Raw genomic sequence first — 18,989 nt, forward strand, 5'->3', positions numbered from 1 at the left:
CCTATTTTTCTGTGAGGTTCCACACCCCATCCCAGTTGAGTACATCTGAGAATTTGTGCTGAAATAGCATACAGCGTTCGACGTGCAATTTAGCCGCCTTGTTTTTGGGATCGACGAGCAAAACCTCCTTAAATTCGCCCAGTGCCTGTCTAAAAGATTTCTTAGCTTTCGGTTCTAACATTGTCTTAATTTCGCTCAGTACCTTTTTCACTCCATCAAGGGTCAGATTTTCGACAAATTCCTCATCTAACCTCTCTACTACTGTTTCTTCGGCCCGGCTTTTAATTTTCGCCTGCAATAACTGTCTGATATGTGAGGATTTCAGGCGCTTGATTTTTCGATTTGAGGGGTCTTTGATATCTGCTTCCAAAATCTTTTTGACATCGCCCTCTTGCAATTCCTTGATTTCGTCTGGTAATAACTCTCCGATCTTAGATTTTATCAAGAGTCTGGCTTCATCTTCCGAGAGGTTTTTGATACCTTCCCATTTCAGGAGTTTAATTTCTGACTCGAATATTTTATGGGCTGGTGACTGATTTGTTACATCGTACTCAGGCTCTTTTTTTAGTTGATATAACAATTTTTTCAGTTCACGTTCTAACTGTATATCGACATTGTAGGAGAGTTGTTTGAGTTCTGTTTCTGGCATTTTCGCCACATCTTTTAATATTTTCTCCACCTCACCCTTATCTAGTCTTTGAGTAACAGGTTGCTTGTAAAATTCGCGTCCTGCGTTATAGTGTTCTACAATTTTTTTCTCTGTTTCAGTCAGCGCCATACCAACGGAGGAGTAAGTGGGCTTGATAGCGACAAGTTCGTAAACGATGACGGGTTCGCTTTTGCCTTTAACAGTAATGAAATCTAGTTCCCGCACTTCCAGTCGATCGCGGTATTCTTGGTAGGTGTTGTCACTAATGATTAAGTCAGTGCCGTACTGCTTGCTTGCCCCTTCTAAGCGAGAGGCGAGATTCACCCCATCTCCAATGGAAGTTAGTTCCATCCGTCTGCTGGAGCCGATGTTGCCACTGACAACTTCGTCGGAATGGATGCCCATACCGATACTGATCGGTAACTCGCCATTAGCAATTCGCTCTTGATTAAATTCCTTCAATTTTTCCCGCATTTCCACCGCGGCTTGCATGGCGCACCAGGCATGATCTTCTAGGGGAGCTGGAGAGCCAAAAACTGCCATCAGAGCGTCGCCGATGTATTTGTCGAGAGTACCTCCGTAGTTGAATACGGAATCTACCATCACTTCAAAATAGTCGTTGAGCATGACTACCACTTGTTCGGCTTGCAATTTTTCCGTAAGTGTGGTGTAGCCACGAATATCGGAGAACAGCACCGAAACGTGCTTGCGTTTACCTCCCAATCCTGTATCTCCTGAAGCCAGCAGCGATTCGGCTACTTCTGGGGTCATGTAGCGGTACATCAAGTTTTTGACTTGCTTGGCCTGGCTGATATCTTCCATCACAACTAATGCTCCGTTAACTTTTCTAGGGTCAGTAGCATCTGTCATGGAATTGATCGACAAATTTATGCTCTGCTTTTCTCCTTCCGGGGGCTCCAATAGTCCTCCGAAGGAGGCAATCAATACTTGGTCAGGGTAATACTGCTGGCGGTGTTTGTCGTCTGTAGGGTGCAATGCCAGATCGAACCACTTGGCAAAATCACCTTTTTCCAAGTTAATTAGATCGCGCAAAGATTTACCTTCTGCCAAGCGGGCATCGCTAACGCCAAGCAATTTTTTGGCACTGGGATTCGTAGCGACTATATGGCCTTTTTGGTCTGTAGATATGACACCGTTTGTCAGGGCGTGCAGCATATCTTTTTGTCTTTGTTCTTGCTGTTTGACTTCGGCAAATAGTTTGGCGTTTTGCAGGGCTACTCCTGCTTGGATATTAAACGCTTTCATAAATTCCATGTCGTTGCGATTGAAACTAGCTCGCCATTGTTCCGGGGCTTCAGGCCAGTTTTCTGGATTGTATGGGGGGTATTCTCCTTGTTTTTTTTTGTTAATTAACTGGGTGACTCCAATCAATTTGTGGTCGGCATTAAACACTGGCATACAGAGCATACTGCAAGTACGGTAGCCAGTTTTTTGGTCTGTTTTTTTGGAAGTTTCGGCGCGGGGGTCGTCGTGCACGTCAAAGGGAATCAGCAGCGGTTCGCCGGATTGGGCGACAATACCTGCAAAACCGGCGCTTCTGGGTATGCGAAGTTCTTGAAGTTGACCTGCGATCGGGATTTTTGTCCATAGTTGATCTCGATCTTCGTCAATTAGCCACAGGGTGCTGCGATCGGCTTGCATCAGTTCTTGAGCCTGATCCATCACCCGTTTGAGAGTGTCTTCTAAGTCTAGACTGCTTTGAGAAAGAGCGTTGACGGCGTTCATCAGCGCTGTCGCTGCCCGCTGCCTTTGAGTTGCTGCGTAGAAAGATTTAGAAGATTCTAAAATTAGGCGAATGGACGGGGCAAATTCTCTAAATATTTGTTCGTCTTCTTGGGTAAATCCTTGCCGATCGATCTGTGCGTCTAAATGGTCGTAATTATGATGATCTGCCTTGAGTTTATTAATCAGTTGAACGACTGCTACTAACTCTTGTGTGTCTTCATTGATCAGAGGCATCGCCAGCATTGTATAGGTGCGATATCCTGTTTTTTCGTCAGTTTTTTTGGCGTTAGTCGATCGCGGGTCGTTGTAAAAATCATAGGGAATATTCACCCCTTTTCTGCCGGTGGCGACTTCTCCAGCAATGCCCACATTGGCGGGAAATCTGAGTTCTAGGTTGTTGCCATGTTCATCTTTGGCAACCCTTGCCCAGAGTTCATTTTTTTCGTCGTCTAATAAAAATATAGTGCTGCGATCGGCATTGAGCAATTCCCCGGTTTTCTGGGTAATCGACTGCAACATTTCGTTAAGGATAGCGTCAAACCCTTGGCTGTCTAAGAGGTTGTCGAGCATTCCCAAGGTTTGATTGACAACCTTCAGTTTGTTCTCTACGTCCTTGGCAACTCCTTTAAAACTATCCTTGTTTAGGGGTGCGAGGAAACTGGAGAAGTTTCCTTGGGTTGTGACGATTTGACCACTGCTAGAGGGATAGTGAGATTGCTGTTCCTGATGATTTTCAGTGATAGGAGTGACATCTATAGTCACATTACCTAGGGATGACAGATTGGAAGATGCAGAATAATTCATAGACCTTTAGAGAAGCTTAAGTTTAAGGTTTGGTCTCTCAGGTAGCAGATCTGGCAAGTAGATCGCCCGGAGCGTTGCACAAGAGTAGAGTAAAAGTATTTGTCAAACTATTTCCCAGTTTACAGAACTTCCTACCGATGGCAAGGAAAGGCCGTTTGGGGGAGAACCGTGGGAGATTGAGAGCGCTGTGGGCATTAGTCCACGGTGCTCACAGGTCGCGAATCTTTTTTAAATGGTATGGTATCGGATTTTGACATTAGGTTTACTAAGTGTAACTAGATTCGGTGACTCCGAACGTCCGATCGCCTGGGCGGACTGCAATCTCTTGTAAATATAGGAGTGGACGGGGAGGGTAGGCAAACAAAGGCACTACCCCTACAAAATGATGATTTGTCACCAGAATGAAACAGCCCAGGGCTGTCAGGGGGTCGATGGATGCGGACTAAAGTTTGACTAGCCGCCATTGTGACACCACTACTAACTAATTATGTGTGCTCATCTCTACAATTGTGGTTTCTAGATAGAATTTCTGTCAACTTCGCCGCTAAAACAGTTGCTGAGACTGGTACAACTGTAATGCTAATATCTGGTTGCCATCGAGTGTCACAGCTAACTGTGACATAAATACCCTGTTTAGTTGTTAAATCTTAACAATAATTCCGGTCAACTTCAGTTTTTTGAGAATGAATTTGGCGCAAAGAAGCGGCCTGAGCTAGGAGAGATTCAGCAAAAGCGATGGCTTCTGTTTCCGATCGCCCACTAGCAAGTTGAGCCAGTTCTTCCCGTCGCTGCTGGCTGTTGAGGGCCACAACACGCACCACTGTACGTTCCGATGATTCAGGGTTGGCTAGATCTTCCTTTATGCCTGTTTCAGAGCCGATCGTCTGTTTGTTGACACGAAAGTGACAGTCCGCCATGGCAGCAATCAAAGGTTGGTGCGTCACACAAAGGACTTGGTGTTTTTCCGAAAGTTGATGGAGTTTTTTGGCGATCGCCCCAGCCACTCTCCCAGACACCCCGGCATCAATTTCATCAAATACCAGAGTGCTAGCACCTTCTATTTGCGAAAAACAAGCTTTGATGGCGAGCAAAAAGCGACTCATTTCTCCCCCAGAGGCGATCGCACCTAGGGGTTGCAGAGGTTCCCCTGGATTCGGACTGAAACAAAAGGCGATGCGATCGGCACCATTTGCTGTTGGGGTAACTGCTGCAATTTCCACTTGAAATTGTACTTTTTCCATGGCTAAGGGCTTGAGTTCTGCCACTAAAGCAGCTTCGAGTTTCAGAGCCGTTTCTCGTCGCAGGGCGCTGAGGTGGCTGCAAGCATCCTTTAATTGCTCCATAGAGGCTTGATAGGCGAGTTCTAATGCCTCCATAGACTCGCCTCCTGCTAAAAGTTCATTTAGTTCGTTTTGGATGGTTTGATAATAGGCGATCGCTTCTTTAAGCGGGCCATATTTGCGACAGATTTGTTTAAGTTCCTGAATTCGCTCTTCTACTTCTTCAAGTCTTTGCGGATCTGCTTCTAATTGTTCGCCGTAGCTGCTAATTTGGCGGCTGGCTTCTGTAGCTTGAGCTAGAGCATCGCTGACCATTTCTAGAATTGGTTGCAACTGAACATCGTAGACAGCCATGTCGCTTAAAGTTGCCTCAGCTTTGCTCAACAAGTCAGCAGCAGAGGCGGCATCAGTGTCATTTTGATAGAGAGCTTGATGAACTTGGTAACTTTGTTGCTGCAATTCCACAACGTGACTAAGCCTGATTGATTCTTGTTCGAGGTTTTCCAATTCAGCCGCGTCTTCGATATGAGCTTGGCCAAGCTCTCGGACTTGGTATTCTAATAAATCAAGTCTTTGCAGGCGCTGCTGTTCTGACTGACGTCTGCGGTTGAGGGCGGTTTTGGCTTCGCTGGCGACAAGCCATGCTGCGGTGACATTCGATCGCCCTTGCAAAATAGTTTTACCACCGTAGAGATCTAGCCATTCTCGCTGGAGGGTTTCTAGTCCTAGTTGGACGGTTTGGCCTTGAGCAGTAATTTCCACCAGTCGATCGCGCAGTTGCTCCATCAAGGGGCGGTTGACCAAAATTCCGTTCAAACGCGATCTCGTCCGCAGAGTACCGCTAGAGGCCATAATTTCCCGGCTGCAAACCGCTAAATTCCCATCAATGGGTTCAATTTCTTGCTCGCCCAGCCACAATGCCGCAGCTTTGTCCAATTCAAAAGTAGCTTCTAATATTGCCCGCGCTGCCCCTGTGCGAATCACTCGGCGATCGACTTTTCCACCCAAGACTGCATCGATCGCATCTAGAATAATCGATTTCCCAGCTCCTGTTTCCCCTGTAAATACGTTCAAACTAGGGCCAAATTCTAGGTCTAGACAGTCAATCAAGGCAAAGTTTTCGATTCTCAGGGATAGTAACATGGGGAATTTGTTATTGGTTATTGGTTATTGGTTATTGGTTATTAGTTATGGGTTATTGGTTATTGGTTATTAGTTATGGGTTATTGGTTATTGGTTATGGGTTATTAGTTATGGGTTATTGGTTATGGGTTATTGGTTATTGGTTATGGGTTATTGGTTATCCCTCGTCCCTAGGCTCTGCCTAGGGACGCAGATCCAGAGGCTCTGCCTCGCCTTCCCTCGTCCCTAGGCTCTGCCTAGGGACGCAGATCCAGAGGCTCTGCCTCGCCTTTAACCATACCATCGAGGCAGAGCCTCTGGATCTGGGTTCCCAGGCAGAGCCTGGGAACCAGTGCACCAGTGCATTCCCGATTCCCCATTCCCTATTCCCTATTCCCTATTCCCCACTTCGAGTAAACCCAAGTGTTTATACGCAGCAATGGTGGCAATTCTACCCCTACTTGTTCTTTGCAAAAATCCAATTTGCATCAAATAAGGTTCGTACACATCCTCAATCGTTTGAGTATCCTCTCCTGTGGAAGCTGCCAGGGTTTCTAAACCCACTGGACCACCATTAAAGTTTTCAATCATTGCTGTCAACAGACACCGATCGGTCCAATCCAAACCTAGCGGATCGACATTGAATAATTCTAGGGCAACCGATGCCACTTCGGCGGTGATCGGCTTTAATTGTTTGACTTCACTATAGTCTCTAACTCGCCGCAACAATCGGTTAGCAATGCGGGGTGTGCCACGAGCTCGGCGGGCAATTTCTGTGGCTCCTTCTGCTGTCATGGGAGTGTCGAGAACTTGGGCACTTCTTTGGACAATTAAACTGAGTTCGTCTATTTCGTAGTAGCGTAATCTTTGGATCAGTCCGAAGCGATCGCGCAAGGGAGCTGTTAGCGACCCAACTTTTGTGGTTGCTCCTACTAAGGTAAACGGTTTGAGGGGAATACTGCGAATTTTTGCACTTTTGCCTTGACCAATCGTAATATCTAAGCGGCAATCTTCCATCGCTGGATAGAGGATTTCTTCTGTTACTTTTGATAAGCGGTGAATTTCGTCGATAAACAGCACGTCTCCTGCTTTGAGGTTGACTAACAATCCGACAATATCGCGGGGTTTTTCTAGGGCTGGGGCTGTGGTGATTTTGCATTCAACTTCCATTTCTGCTGCTAAAATTAGCGACATTGTGGTTTTACCTAACCCTGGCGGCCCATACAGTAACAGGTGATCCATTGGTTCGTTTCGGGATTTTGCTGCTTGAATTGCGATCGCCAAAACTTCTCTCAAGTCTTTCTGGCCGATGTATTCAGCTAATCGCTGAGGTCGGATTTTGTCGTCTTGTTTGCTGTTGGTTTCGTCGGCTAGTTCTTGGGGTTCTACCAGCGATTCTGTCTGGGGTTTTACAGCTTTATTTTTAGTTTTTTTGGGGGTGGCTGCGGCAATGTGTTCGGGTAGATTTGGATCGGGAGGCTGTTGTTTGGAGGAGATAATTGCCATATTAATCTGCGAGCGAACTGGGGAAATTGTTTACAATTATTAAAATAGTCTTGAGAATTATTGAGTTTGCTATGAGTATACCGTCGGATTTATTAGCATCGGAAAATATAACTTTTGAGGGGGCGATCGCGCTGACTCAATCTTTATTGTCGGAAATTGAAGCCGATAGACTTTCACAGGCCCAGATTCAGCAAGCAGTGGCTTCTCTGGTGAACACACACAACGGTGCCAGAGGGTTTTTTGTCACCTATCTGACGGACGATCGACACCTTGCAGATGAACCGTCTCCTGGAGTGCTGGATGCACTGCGCGAGGCTCCTGAGATCGTAGCAGAACTGCTGGTCAAAAATCTGGCAATGTCGGCCGCAATGGTTGTCTATCACTCGCGTCATCACAAGCCGGAAATGGCCGCGGGTTCCGAGAGAGTACAAGGGCGATCGCGCCATCTAATTCAAACTCTGCAAATACCTGCTTGTCAAACTCTAGCGGAGCAAATGCTAGAAAATTTGCGGACTGGACAAGGGGAATATGAGCAGTTTTTCGATCGCTGGGGCTATGATGGGGAGCAAAAAGCGGCGATCGGTTCGGCACTCAGCGAGGCGATCGGCTAATCAACAGCCCATAAGTGCCTTCTGGCTTCAACTAAGACAGCAGGAGTCCTGATACAAGCCCACATCATAGCGGTACTCCGCTTGATGATGGGTAGTTGACAAACAATTCCTCTGGGTGCAGCTAGCCCACAAACCCTTGATCAAAGTAGCGAGGCTGTGGAATAATTGCGGTTTAACAAAAGCTGCTATCAAGCAGCTTGAGTTGATTTAGGTGTGAAGGTAGCGAACGAGGGCAAAAAAATTGCTGAGATCGGTCAAAGGATTTGCCCACAAAGCCCGAACGGTTAGCCGCGGGCGACGGGCGAAGCTCAATTTGCTGGCAACATTAGTGCGCCGCGATTTAGAATCTCAATACAAAGGCTCAATTCTGGGCAATTTGTGGCCTTTGCTGAATCAGCTATCACAATTGCTGATTTACACTTACGTGTTTTCCATCGTCCTCAAGGTAAAACTCAACCTTGCAGGCTTCCCAGAAAACAGCGACATTACCTTTGGAGTCTGGCTGTTTGCAGGTTTACTGCCTTGGAGTGCCTTTACCAGTGGTTTGATTAAGTCGGCAGTATCCGTAGTAGGGCAGCCAAATTTAGTGAAAAAAGTGGTATTTCCCCTCGGTTTACTGCCGCTAGTACCCATTTTGACAGCGTTTATTGAAAGCTCTCTGGGTCTAGCAGCTTTAATCGTCATAGTAGCAGTATCATCGCAAAAGCTCAACGCTACACTGTGCTTGCTGCCCCTGGTTTGGATGCCTCAGTTGCTGCTAACTGCCGGCTTGGGATATTTAACCGCAGGCTTAACGGTATTTTTGCGAGATATTCCTCAGACTTTAGGTGTTATTCTAAATTTTTGGTTCTATTTGACGCCGATCGTCTATCCAGCATCGGTGATTCCCGAACAGTGGCGTGGATTGATCTTTTGGTTGAATCCAATGGCCGCAATTTCAGAAGTTTACCGCGACCTCATACTGCTTGGAGAAGTGAAACACTGGGGCGAATGGGGTGTAGCCACATTAATTTCTGCTGCTATATTTTGTGGAGGTTTAATTGTTTACCGACGTTTGCGTCCGGCTTTTGCTGACGTGCTGTAAATTGGTTTTAGATAGGATACTGTAAATTTGTTTTAGATCTAAAGTCAATCTAAAATCTAAAATCTAAAATCTAAAATCCAATGACAGAAACTGTAATTTCACTCAAAAATGTTTCCAAATGTTTTAAACGGTACGATCGCCCTGGAGACCGCTTAAAGGAAATAATTTATCCCAGCAAAAAACTTGCTGACGAATTTTGGGCACTACAAGACATCAATCTGGAAATTTCTCAGGGACAAACTCTAGGAATTGTTGGTCGCAACGGTTCGGGAAAAAGCACCCTCCTGCAAATAATTGTGGGGACGCTAACACCAACCGCAGGTAGCGTCGAAGTTAAAGGGCGAGTCTCAGCTTTGTTGGAACTCGGCAGTGGTTTTAACCCAGAATTTACCGGACGGCAAAATGTATTTTTCAACGCTCAAATCCTGGGATTCAATCAAAAAGAAACCGAAGAAAAATTTGATGAAATAGCAGCTTTTGCTGATATTGGAGATTTCATCGAACAGCCAGTCAAGACCTATTCTAGCGGTATGTTTGTCCGGCTGGCTTTCGCTGTGGCGACTAGCGTTGAGCCAAATATTTTGGTGGTTGATGAAGCACTTTCTGTCGGTGACGAAGCTTTTCAGCGTAAGTGTTTTGCTCGTTTACAGTCAATTCAGGAAAGTGGGGGAACAATTTTATTTGTTTCTCACGCAGCTACTTCTGTGGTGCAACTTTGTACTTCGGCAATTTTAATGGATAGCGGGGAATTACTGCTCGCTCACACGCCCAAGGTGGTCATATCTAAGTATCAAAAATTGATTTATGCCGATCCAGATCAAGTTTTGGGGTTAAAGGAAGATATTCGAGTATTGAATAAGCTGACCAAGCAGGAAGCGGAAGAAGACCTTCAGGATGTCACCACAGAAAGCACAACTGGAGAAATTAAACAAGAGCCATCCATTCCAGAATTCAAGGACTATTACGAAGAGTATTACGATCCAGGCATGATACCCTCGAATACGGTGAGGTATCCGTCTAGGGGAGCCTCCATTATTAATCCCTGCATCACTACGCTGAAGGGAAATGTGGTAAATCACTTGATTGGTCGTCAAGATTATATTTACACTTACTCTGTCACTTTCTCGAAGTCTACTTCCAAAGTGAGGTTTGGAATGTTAATTAAAACCATTAGCGGCTTTGAGTTGGCTGGTGCTTCTTTGAAGGCTTCTAGCAAGTCAATTAAGTATGTGGAAGCAGGAACGACAATGGTAGTCAAATTTCAATTTAAATGTTTGCTAAATCCTGGGGTTTATTTTTTGAATGCCGGGGTGGTGGGAACGGTAGATGAAGATTTGACTTATCTCGATCGCTGTGTAGATGTGGCAATGTTTAGAGTTCAGTCTTGTACTGAATCCTGTGGCAACGGTATTGTTGACTTGCTGATTGAACCGTGTTTAACTGTTGTCAATTCTGATTCAATGGTAACAGAAGCGTCTAGCGAGGTCATCAGATAAATTTTGTGGAAATAATGAGCAACATTAATCTAGATATGGTGGAAAATTCTGTTATTAAAGCATTAATTGGAGAGCAAGCTAAGTTTCCCGAACATTTTAAACAGAATATTTGCGAAGACGATGAAATGTATTTGTTTGCTCTGAGGAATGTAAAAAATGACAGCGATCGGGCTTTGGTGCGCTATTATTCCCTCGGTCGTCGGATTATGGATACAGTTAAACAAGTTGTAGATTGGCATTTTGGCGATTTTGAAAATGTGCCATCTTTTCTCGACTTCGCCTGCGGTTACGGTCGCTTTACCCGCTTTTTGATTCAGGAAATGCCACCGGAACGAGTTTGGGTGTCTGACATCTCTACCCAGGCTGTCAAGTTTCAAACAGAATACTTCGGTGTTAACGGTATTGTCTCTACGGGAAATCCAGAAAATTATCTAATTGACCAAAAGTTTGACTGCATTGTCGCTAATTCTTTTTTCAGCCATATGCCAGAAAGAACCTTTGGTGGCTGGTTGCAAAATTTGTATAATTTGTTGAATCCTAATGGCATTTTGATGTTTAGCGTTCACGATGAGTGTTTGCGGGCACCTGGTACAGAAATGCCAGCCACAGGTCTTTTGTTCAGCCCCAACAGCGAAATTGAGTCCTTGAATAAGCAAGAATACGGCACAACTTATGTAACTGAAAAGTTTGTCCGAGAAATTGTGCATCGCGTCAGTGATGGCAAAGCATTTGTGCATCGCATAGAAAAAGGTCTATGTAGATTTCAGGATTTGTATATTGTGACAAATCACCTGGTTAAAGATTTTTATAACTGGCAATTCAATCATCATCCGGAGGGATATGTTGATGTTGCTACTTTTACCAAAAAGGGTAGTTTATATTTGGAAGGGTGGGCTGTAGATGTCAATCAGGATGGGAGAATTGATGAGGTTCAAGTGTTGGTAAATGGTAAGCTTGTCCAGAAAACAGAGCCTTTTTACGACCGCCTGGATCTGGAGCAACATTTTCAGAAAGATGCAATCTTGCAGTCTGGCTGGAACTGTTATTTAGGGAAAGATACTATTTCTCCCCAGGATGTATTAACGGTGAAATTGATTAATAACTGTGGCGGGAAATTGATTATTGAAAATTGCACAGTTCAATCCCTGGTCAGCCAGAAGTTATCGCAGTCTTTGTTGAGTTCTACCCATCACAAAATTAACTTGGTTGAAAGTCAGTTGGCTGCTGCTAAAATAGAATTAGAGCAAACTAAAAATGAATTAACTTCTACTAAAACCCTGGGGCAGGAAACTGAAGCTAAGTTACAAGAAACTGAAGCTAAGTTGCAAGAAACTGAAGCTAAATTGGTGGAGGTTCAAAGAAATTTTGAGCTGACAGAAGTTCATTTACTATCTGTGAAAGGGCAGTTAGAAGAAACAGAAAAATCGCTAAATTATGTCAAAGCAGAATTTGAGCGATCGCATAATCGGATTCTAGCAATGGAAAGCAGCAAATTTTGGAGACTCAGATCGGCTTGGTTTCAAGTCAGGCGCGCCCTAGGCTTAGCCGGAGAGTAAACAAAGGTAGAATAAAATTAATAGGTTTGGGAATTAGGGCGAGGGAGAGAAAACGTGAATATAAATAATGACAGCAAATCTTCGGTTTTTATTGTAACTGGAATGCACCGTTCCGGTACTTCTTTGACAGCTTCTTTGTTTCAGAAAGTCGGAGTTGATATTGGTAAAAATTTAGTCGGGCCTGCCGATGGAAATATTAAGGGTCATTTTGAGAATGTGGATTTTGTGGAGTTTCACAAAAGTGTTTTGCGATCGCAGGGCATAGATGAACTCGGCTGCACCTCGGAAAAAACGATTCCCGTAGCAGCCAAATTTGTAGAAATCGCCCAAAAATTAATTGCCGAAAATCAACAAACAGACAAACACTGGGGCTGGAAAGACCCGCGTACAGCACTTTTCAGTAATTTTTGGTTAAATCTGCTACCCGAAGCTAATTTTATCTGCGTTTATCGATCGCCCTGGGAAGTAGTCGATTCCCTGTACCGTCGTGGCACCGATGTCAGCTTGCTGAACAATCCCGAAATGGCAGTAAAAATGTGGATTCACTACAATCAGCAAGTTTTAGAACTTTACGAACGTTTTCCCGATCGCTGTCTGCTAGCCAACGTTTACCCGATCGGGAATCATCCCGAATTTTTCATCAATCAAGTCAATCAAAAATTTAAGGTTAATTTATGTGCTATCCCCACCGACAATTTTGACAAATCTCTATTAGTCAACGATCTCGAAAACAGCCATAGACATAGCCTGATAGAACATTATTTTCCCGAAGCTGTAGAAATTTATCAAATCTTAGAATCCCAGGCCCAAGATTTAAGCAGCAAGACCAGTTTATCCCCAGATACAATCATCAGTTTACCTACACCTGCTGTGGGACAACTCCAAGATTGGCTAAAAATTAGCTTACTGGAAAAACAGCAAAAAACCAACACCTCTGAAGTCAAAAAATGGCAAGAAGAATTTCAAAAAGCTCAGACAAAAGTCTTGGGATTAGAAACAGAATTAGGGCAAACTCAAGTACAGTTAGTAGGCAAAGAATCCCAATTTGAAGACGCTTTAAAAAAGCTGTTGAAATTGGAAACAGAATTAGGACAAACTCAAGTACAATTAGCCGGCAAAGAATCCCAATTTCAAGAAGCTTTAGCCAAACTCCTAGAATTGGAAACAAAATTAGGGCAAACTCAAGTACAATTAGCCGGCAAAGAATCCCAATTTCAAGAAGCTTTAGCCAAACTCCTAGAATTGGAAACAGAATTAGGGCAAACTCAAGTACAGTTAGCCGGTCAAGAATCTAAATTTAAAATAGCCTTAGAAAAAGTGCTAATTTTAGAATCAGAATTGGGAGAAAAACAGGCAGAAATAGAAGAAAAAGAATTAGAGTTAAAGAAGAAAGCAGCGAAGTTCCTCCGACTGGAAACCGAAACCAGAGAAATTCAGGAAAACCTCAGAACCTCGGTCATCAACCTCGAAAAATCGCGCCAAGAAATTGAACCACTTCACCGGGAAATTGCCCAGATAAAATCTTCTATTTGGTGGAAAATCGGAGAAAATATTTTAGAAATAAAACGCCAAGTTCGCGATTTTTTTCCGAGATTTATTTTTTCGATAGACGGTGCAAACAATTTGCATATTTACGATTCTGATTTAGTAATCAGTGGCTGGGCTTTTCACAGTCAATTTAGCATTAAATCGGTGCGAGCAAAAATTAAAAACACAATTTTTACAGGTTTTTGTGGCATAGAAAGAAGTGATGTAGCGGAAGCTCACTCTAATATTAGTGCCGCTAAAAATTCAGGTTTTAGAATTGAATTATCCGTCCCACCGGGACGACACGAAGTGCTGTTGGAAGTGCAAGATACTAAGGGTAAATGGCATCTGTTGTCAGTTTATCCGCTTTTTGTTTCCACAATTCAAGCATCCTTTGATACGCCCATAGTTTGGGAACAGCGGCCTGGTCAGGTTTTGTTTGCCGGTTGGTGTTGTCACCACGATCGCAAAATTGTTAAATTAACCCTTGTCTGTGGTGATACTTCTGTAGAATGCGCCTATGGTTTGCGACGAAAAGATGTCGGTGAAGTGTTTCCCGATTGGGTGAATAGTTCGGAAAGTGGCTTTGAAGCCCTGGTGAATTTGCCTGTGGGAGAATGGCTGGTTTCTTTAGACGCACAGTTAGAAACTGGGGAGATTTTATCTTTTCAAGCGTCGCAAATATTGAAGGTTCAACCTTATGATATCTGGCGCAGAAGTGCTGATAAATTTGAGGAATTGTCGAGGTTTATAGAGGCAATTCGGCAACGGGCGAGAGAAAGAAAACAACGTCTCGGTAGAATTATACCGATGCCTTGGGAAATACTGTCTGTGGTGCGTCAGTTTGCCAAGATTTATAGCCAGCAACAACAGTTTATTGCGCCAGGGGAATTGCTACCACCTGCGGGTTTTGTTGTGCCGCAGCCCATTGATAGGTATGATGCTTGGCTGTCGGTGAATCAGTGGAATGAGCGATCGCGCAGTTACTTGATTTCTCGTTTAGAATCTTGTCAGGCACCACTGCCGAAAATTTCGGTGGTAATGCCAGTTTACAACCCGGAAGTAGAATTTTTGTCAAGTGCGATCGGCAGCGTGTGCAATCAAGTTTATCAAAACTGGGAACTTTGTATTGCCGACGATTGCAGCACCGATTTAACAGTCATTGAAACTTTAAAAAACTGGGCAACAAAAGACACTCGAATTCAGCTTACCTTTCGGCAAGAAAACGGCAACATCAGCGCAGCCACCAACAGCGCCCTAGCCATCGCCACAGGTGAAATCATCGTATTTTTGGACAACGACGACGAACTAACTCTCGACGCATTAGGAGAAGTTGCCTTATATTTTGCCACCAATCCCACCACAGATTTTCTCTACTCCGACGACGATAAAATTGACACCAAAGGCAGCCGATTTTCCCCGCAATTCAAACCCGAATGGTCGCCAGAATTGCTACTTTCCTATATGTATCTAGGTCATTTGTGCGCCGTCAGAAAGCAGATTGTTGAACAAGTAGGGGGTATGCGATTAGGTTTTGAAGGCTCCCAAGATTACGATTTTGCCTTGAGAGCAACGGAAATTTCTCGCCACGTCGCCCATCTGCCACTGGTATTATATCACTGGCGCACCGCCCCAGGCTCTACCGCCATATCTGGAGCCGCGAAACCAGCCAGTTTTTCAGCAGGTCAAAAAGCAATTCAAGACGCATTAAACCGCCAACAAATCCAAGGAGAAGTTGCTCAGCACACCTGGGCAATCAAAGAAAATTTGGGAATTTTTGCTCAAAACTTCCCCGATACCGGGCCGTCGGTGACAATTATTATTCCCACTAAAAATCAGCCAGAATTGCTTAAATCCTGTCTGGATTCTCTGGAGGCTACCACTTACAAAAATTATCAAATTCTCGTCATCGATAACGAAAGCGACGACCCCAAAGCCCTGGAATATTTCAAAAACTTAAAATGCCAAGTTTTGCCCATCAAAAATCAGCAAGGAAGGTTTAGTTATGCAGCAATTAACAACCGCGCTGTCGAACAATGTGACAGCCAATATATCTTGTTTTTGAACAATGATACTGAGATAATCAACCCGCGCTGGCTGAGTCAGATGGTGGGATACGCACAAATTGCCAAGGTGGGTGCTGTCGGCGCGAGACTGTTATATCCCGATAATAGAGTTCAGCACGCGGGCATAATTCATGGACTCCATCATGGTTTAGCTGGTCACGCTTTTAAGTTGATGAGTAGCGATAATCGAGGCTATCTTTCTCAGGCGATGGTGACGCGAAATTACTCGGCGGTGACTGCTGCTTGTATGCTAACTCCCCGTCAATTGTTCTTAGAATTGGGCGGTTTTGATGAGGCTAATTTTGCTGTTGCTTACAATGATGCCGATTACGGATACCGATTGTTAGAAAATGGCTATCGCTGCGTATATTGTCCCGATGCGGAACTGTTACACAAAGAGGGAGCTTCTAGGGGTTTTAATGACAATCCCACAGAAGTAGCGGCATTTCGACGCAAGTATGCGGGTAAAAAAGATAGTTGTTACAGTCCTCACTTGTCTTTGGAAGATGAATATTTTCGGATTCAACCAGTCCGATTTTTTATGCAGGAATATAGGCCTCTAAGCGAAGTCGAAGAGCTCGCGGTACAAACAAAGCCCTGGGACGGAGTTAAGCCGATCAAATTGTTGATGTGTAGTAATTCCCTTGATTTCACGGGTGCGCCGTTACATCAATATGAAATCGCCGTGAAGTTGGCTGCTTTGGGTGTGATTAAGCCCATCGTCTTTTGTGTTTCCGATGGGCCACTACGTCAAACTTACGAACAGCAGGGCATTGAGGTAATTATTTATGATAATCCTCTGGAACATATCTACCAGCGTGATGCTTATGATGAGGCGATCGAGAATTTTAGCCAAGAAATTAAGAAACTCAAAGTAGATGCGATTTATGCTAATACTTTAGAAAATTTCTTTGTAGTTGATGCGGCGCAGCAAATCGGAATTCCGACAGTCTGGAACGTCCATGAAAGCGAACCTTGGCAAACTTATTTTAACAGGTTCGGTTCAGAGATTGCGGCACGAGCTTTAGAGTGTTTTCGGTTTCCTTACAAGGTGATTTTTGTGGCGGATGCAACGCGAGATAGATATTTACCTCTGAATAGCCACCACAATTTTACAGTCATTCACAATGGTTTAGACTTGAGTCGATTGGATAATTCGGACAATCCTGAATTGGCGAGAAAGAGTCTCGGTGTTGAGCCAGAAGATGTGGTAATTTTGGTGCTGGGAACAGTATGTGAAAGAAAAGGTCAACAGGATTTAGTCAAGGCGCTGGCGCTGGTGGCGGAAGAATGGCACGACAAAATTAGGTGTTTTATTGTGGGCGATCGCCCTAGTATTTACAGCAACAAATTAGCCGAATTGGTTGGTGAGTTGCCACAAAAATTACGGCAAAGGGTGACTATTGTCCCCGAAACTTCGGAGACGGGAAAATATTACCAGGCCGCCGATATTTTTGTTTGTACTTCTCGGATTGAAAGTTTTCCCAGGGTGATTCTAGAGGCGATGGCGTGGGATTTACCAATTATTACAACGCCGGTTTTTGGGATTAAAGAACAAGTTAGACCGGGAATTAACGGTTTATTTTACACCCCCGATCGCCCAGAAGAACTAGCGGCCTCATTGCATACTTTGTTGGAGGATAAATCTTGGCGTCAGCGGTTAGCAGAAAATGCTAAATATGTGTTAAAGTCATTGAATACTTTTGAAGAAATGACTCAAGATTACGGTCAGATTTTTCGAGAAGCCTATTTTACTAAAAAGTAACTGTTGAAAATTAAAGGGTGAAAAAGTATGCAGTCAAATTCCCAGCCTATAGAAGATAACACCTCCGAGGGATTAACGGCTAAAACTTATTGGGAGACTAACCCCACTGCTGCCATTGGAAAGCAAGGTTACTGGTTATCTAATCCGATTATTGAAGCTGCTATCAACCATAGACTTTCAGGTGCTAAGGGTAATGGTTATTGGTTAAGCTGGTTAGCTAATAAATTTTTCAAAAAACAACGGTTCGAGCGCCTGTTGTCTATTGGTTGCGGTGTCGGGAATCACGAGATTTTAATGGCTAAATTAGGATTGGCTACTCAAATTGATGCGTTTGATTTTTCCGAGAGTTCTTTAGAAATTGCTAGAAAAGATGCCGCAGCAGCCGGAGTAGAAATTAATTTTTATCAAGATGATTTTAATTTATTTACCATTGATGATAGTAAGAAATACGATCTAGTTTTTTGCTCTGGTTCCCTCCATCACGTCCGAGAACTAGAAAGATGTTTGTCAATTGTTCGGAAATGTTTAAAACCCGATGGATATTTTATTGTCAATGAATACATAGGAGATTGCTACAATATATATAATCAAAACCAAGAGGCTTTGATTAATCGCATCTACAAATGCTTTGACTACAGGCTGAGGTCGGGAACAACTGAAATATTTGCCAGTCCAAGTATTGAGAGAGTATTCGCGAAAGACCCTTCGGAAGCTGTCAGGTCAAAGCTGATACTGCCGTTTTTAGAATTCTACTTTGATGTGGAAGTTTTGAATCCGGCCGGTGGAGGGTTGCTTCATGAACTTTACCCTTTGTTAGATCACTATCAACTTTCCGACGGAGATCCAAAGAGTGAAACGATTGTCAAGTTATTGCTTGAGATTGAAAAAATCTTAATGGAGATGCCGGGAGGACTATCAAGTGATTTTTGTTTGTGTATTCTGAGACATAAAAAACCAAAAACAATGGAAATAACACCGCCTAAAATAGACTACGAAAGAGCGTGGGATAGCTACGCCCAAGAATGGAAAGAGAATAATCCTGAACTTGCTTATTTGGGCGATGAATGGATCGGAAAAGGTGCTGGTGCGGCTAATTCACTATCAGAATATGAATCTTTGATAGAACAGGAATTTATTGCGCCTTATATCAAAAAAGAACATCGGGTGTTGGAAATTGGCATCGGTGGTGGCAAAACCAGTTCGTTGCTGCTGAAATATTGCGATCGACTAATTTGTGCTGACATTTCTAGTCAAATGCTGGAAGCAACCCGATCGCGCTTGGGAGACGATCGCGTTTCCTATGTAAAACTTAACGGTTTAACATTAGATGGTATCGCCCCAGAATCGGCTGATGCCTGCTTTTGTTACGATACAATGGTGCACGTAGAACCAGTGGATATATTCAACTACCTAACTCGCATTCCGAAACTGCTGCGAGGCGATCGCATTTGCGTCTTTCACCATGGGAACATTCTCAGCGAATTAGGCTGGGAAAAATTCACCAACGAGTGGGATAAAAACTTGCTAGGACGCAGAGATGGTACGGCATTTTCAGTGATGACTGATACAATTATGGAAAAATTTCTCAACCATTTAAACTATGAAATCATCCTGAAAAATACATCTTCAGTACCACGCGATTGCGTCTGGATCTGCAAAGCGCCATTAGTAAGTTCCGGCGGTTGAAACCGCGACTATACAAACAAAGTCCACCTCCGTGGACTAATGTAAAAATTCGGAAATGGCAATGCCGTTTCCCTTCTTCCTTCTTCCTTCT

General features: G+C 43.9%; 9 protein-coding genes. 6 read left to right on the plus strand and 3 right to left on the minus strand.

What is annotated here, in order from left to right; genetic code table 11:
* Position 1 precedes the first annotated feature (1 nt).
* The 3 genes from ACBR23_RS08385 to ruvB all read right to left on the minus strand — a co-directional run bounded on the left by ACBR23_RS08385 (position 2) and on the right by ruvB (position 7,107).
* Positions 2 to 3,199: a GAF domain-containing protein gene (locus ACBR23_RS08385; protein WP_371116202.1), complete on the minus strand. Its 3,198-nt coding sequence runs from the start codon at positions 3,197 to 3,199 to the stop codon at positions 2 to 4.
* Positions 3,200 to 3,846: 647 nt separating this feature from the next.
* Complete coding sequence (gene recN / locus ACBR23_RS08390; protein ID WP_371119355.1) at positions 3,847 to 5,622, minus strand: DNA repair protein RecN; 1,776 nt, start codon at positions 5,620 to 5,622, stop codon at positions 3,847 to 3,849.
* A 369-nt stretch (positions 5,623 to 5,991) separates the two neighbouring features.
* The gene (ruvB, locus tag ACBR23_RS08395) at positions 5,992 to 7,107 is read right to left on the minus strand and encodes a Holliday junction branch migration DNA helicase RuvB (protein ID WP_371119354.1); all 1,116 of its coding nucleotides are present in this window, start codon (positions 7,105 to 7,107) and stop codon (positions 5,992 to 5,994) included.
* A gap of 71 nt (positions 7,108 to 7,178) precedes the next feature.
* Here ruvB and ACBR23_RS08400 point away from each other — a divergent pair, with 71 nt between their 5' ends.
* From ACBR23_RS08400 to ACBR23_RS08425, 6 genes are all read left to right on the plus strand, one after another.
* A complete protein-coding gene (locus ACBR23_RS08400; RefSeq protein WP_371119353.1) occupies positions 7,179 to 7,718 on the plus strand; it encodes a hypothetical protein in 540 nt (179 codons plus the stop codon).
* Between the two features lie 244 nt (positions 7,719 to 7,962).
* Positions 7,963 to 8,802 carry an ABC transporter permease gene (locus ACBR23_RS08405; protein WP_341735391.1) on the plus strand — a complete coding sequence of 280 codons (840 nt, stop codon included), beginning with the start codon at positions 7,963 to 7,965 and terminating at the stop codon, positions 8,800 to 8,802.
* An 80-nt stretch (positions 8,803 to 8,882) separates the two neighbouring features.
* Complete coding sequence (locus ACBR23_RS08410) at positions 8,883 to 10,298, plus strand: ABC transporter ATP-binding protein (protein ID WP_371116199.1); 1,416 nt, start codon at positions 8,883 to 8,885, stop codon at positions 10,296 to 10,298.
* 14 nt (positions 10,299 to 10,312) lie between these two features.
* A complete protein-coding gene (locus ACBR23_RS08415) occupies positions 10,313 to 11,854 on the plus strand; it encodes a methyltransferase (RefSeq protein ID WP_371119352.1) in 1,542 nt (513 codons plus the stop codon).
* Positions 11,855 to 11,908: 54 nt separating this feature from the next.
* Complete coding sequence (locus ACBR23_RS08420) at positions 11,909 to 17,212, plus strand: glycosyltransferase (RefSeq protein WP_371119351.1); 5,304 nt, start codon at positions 11,909 to 11,911, stop codon at positions 17,210 to 17,212.
* A 27-nt stretch (positions 17,213 to 17,239) separates the two neighbouring features.
* Complete coding sequence (locus ACBR23_RS08425) at positions 17,240 to 18,898, plus strand: class I SAM-dependent methyltransferase (RefSeq protein ID WP_371116196.1); 1,659 nt, start codon at positions 17,240 to 17,242, stop codon at positions 18,896 to 18,898.
* Positions 18,899 to 18,989 lie beyond the last annotated feature (91 nt).

Origin of the sequence: Microcoleus sp., assembly GCF_041354475.1 — a bacterium.
Classification (GTDB): domain Bacteria; phylum Cyanobacteriota; class Cyanobacteriia; order Cyanobacteriales; family Microcoleaceae; genus Microcoleus.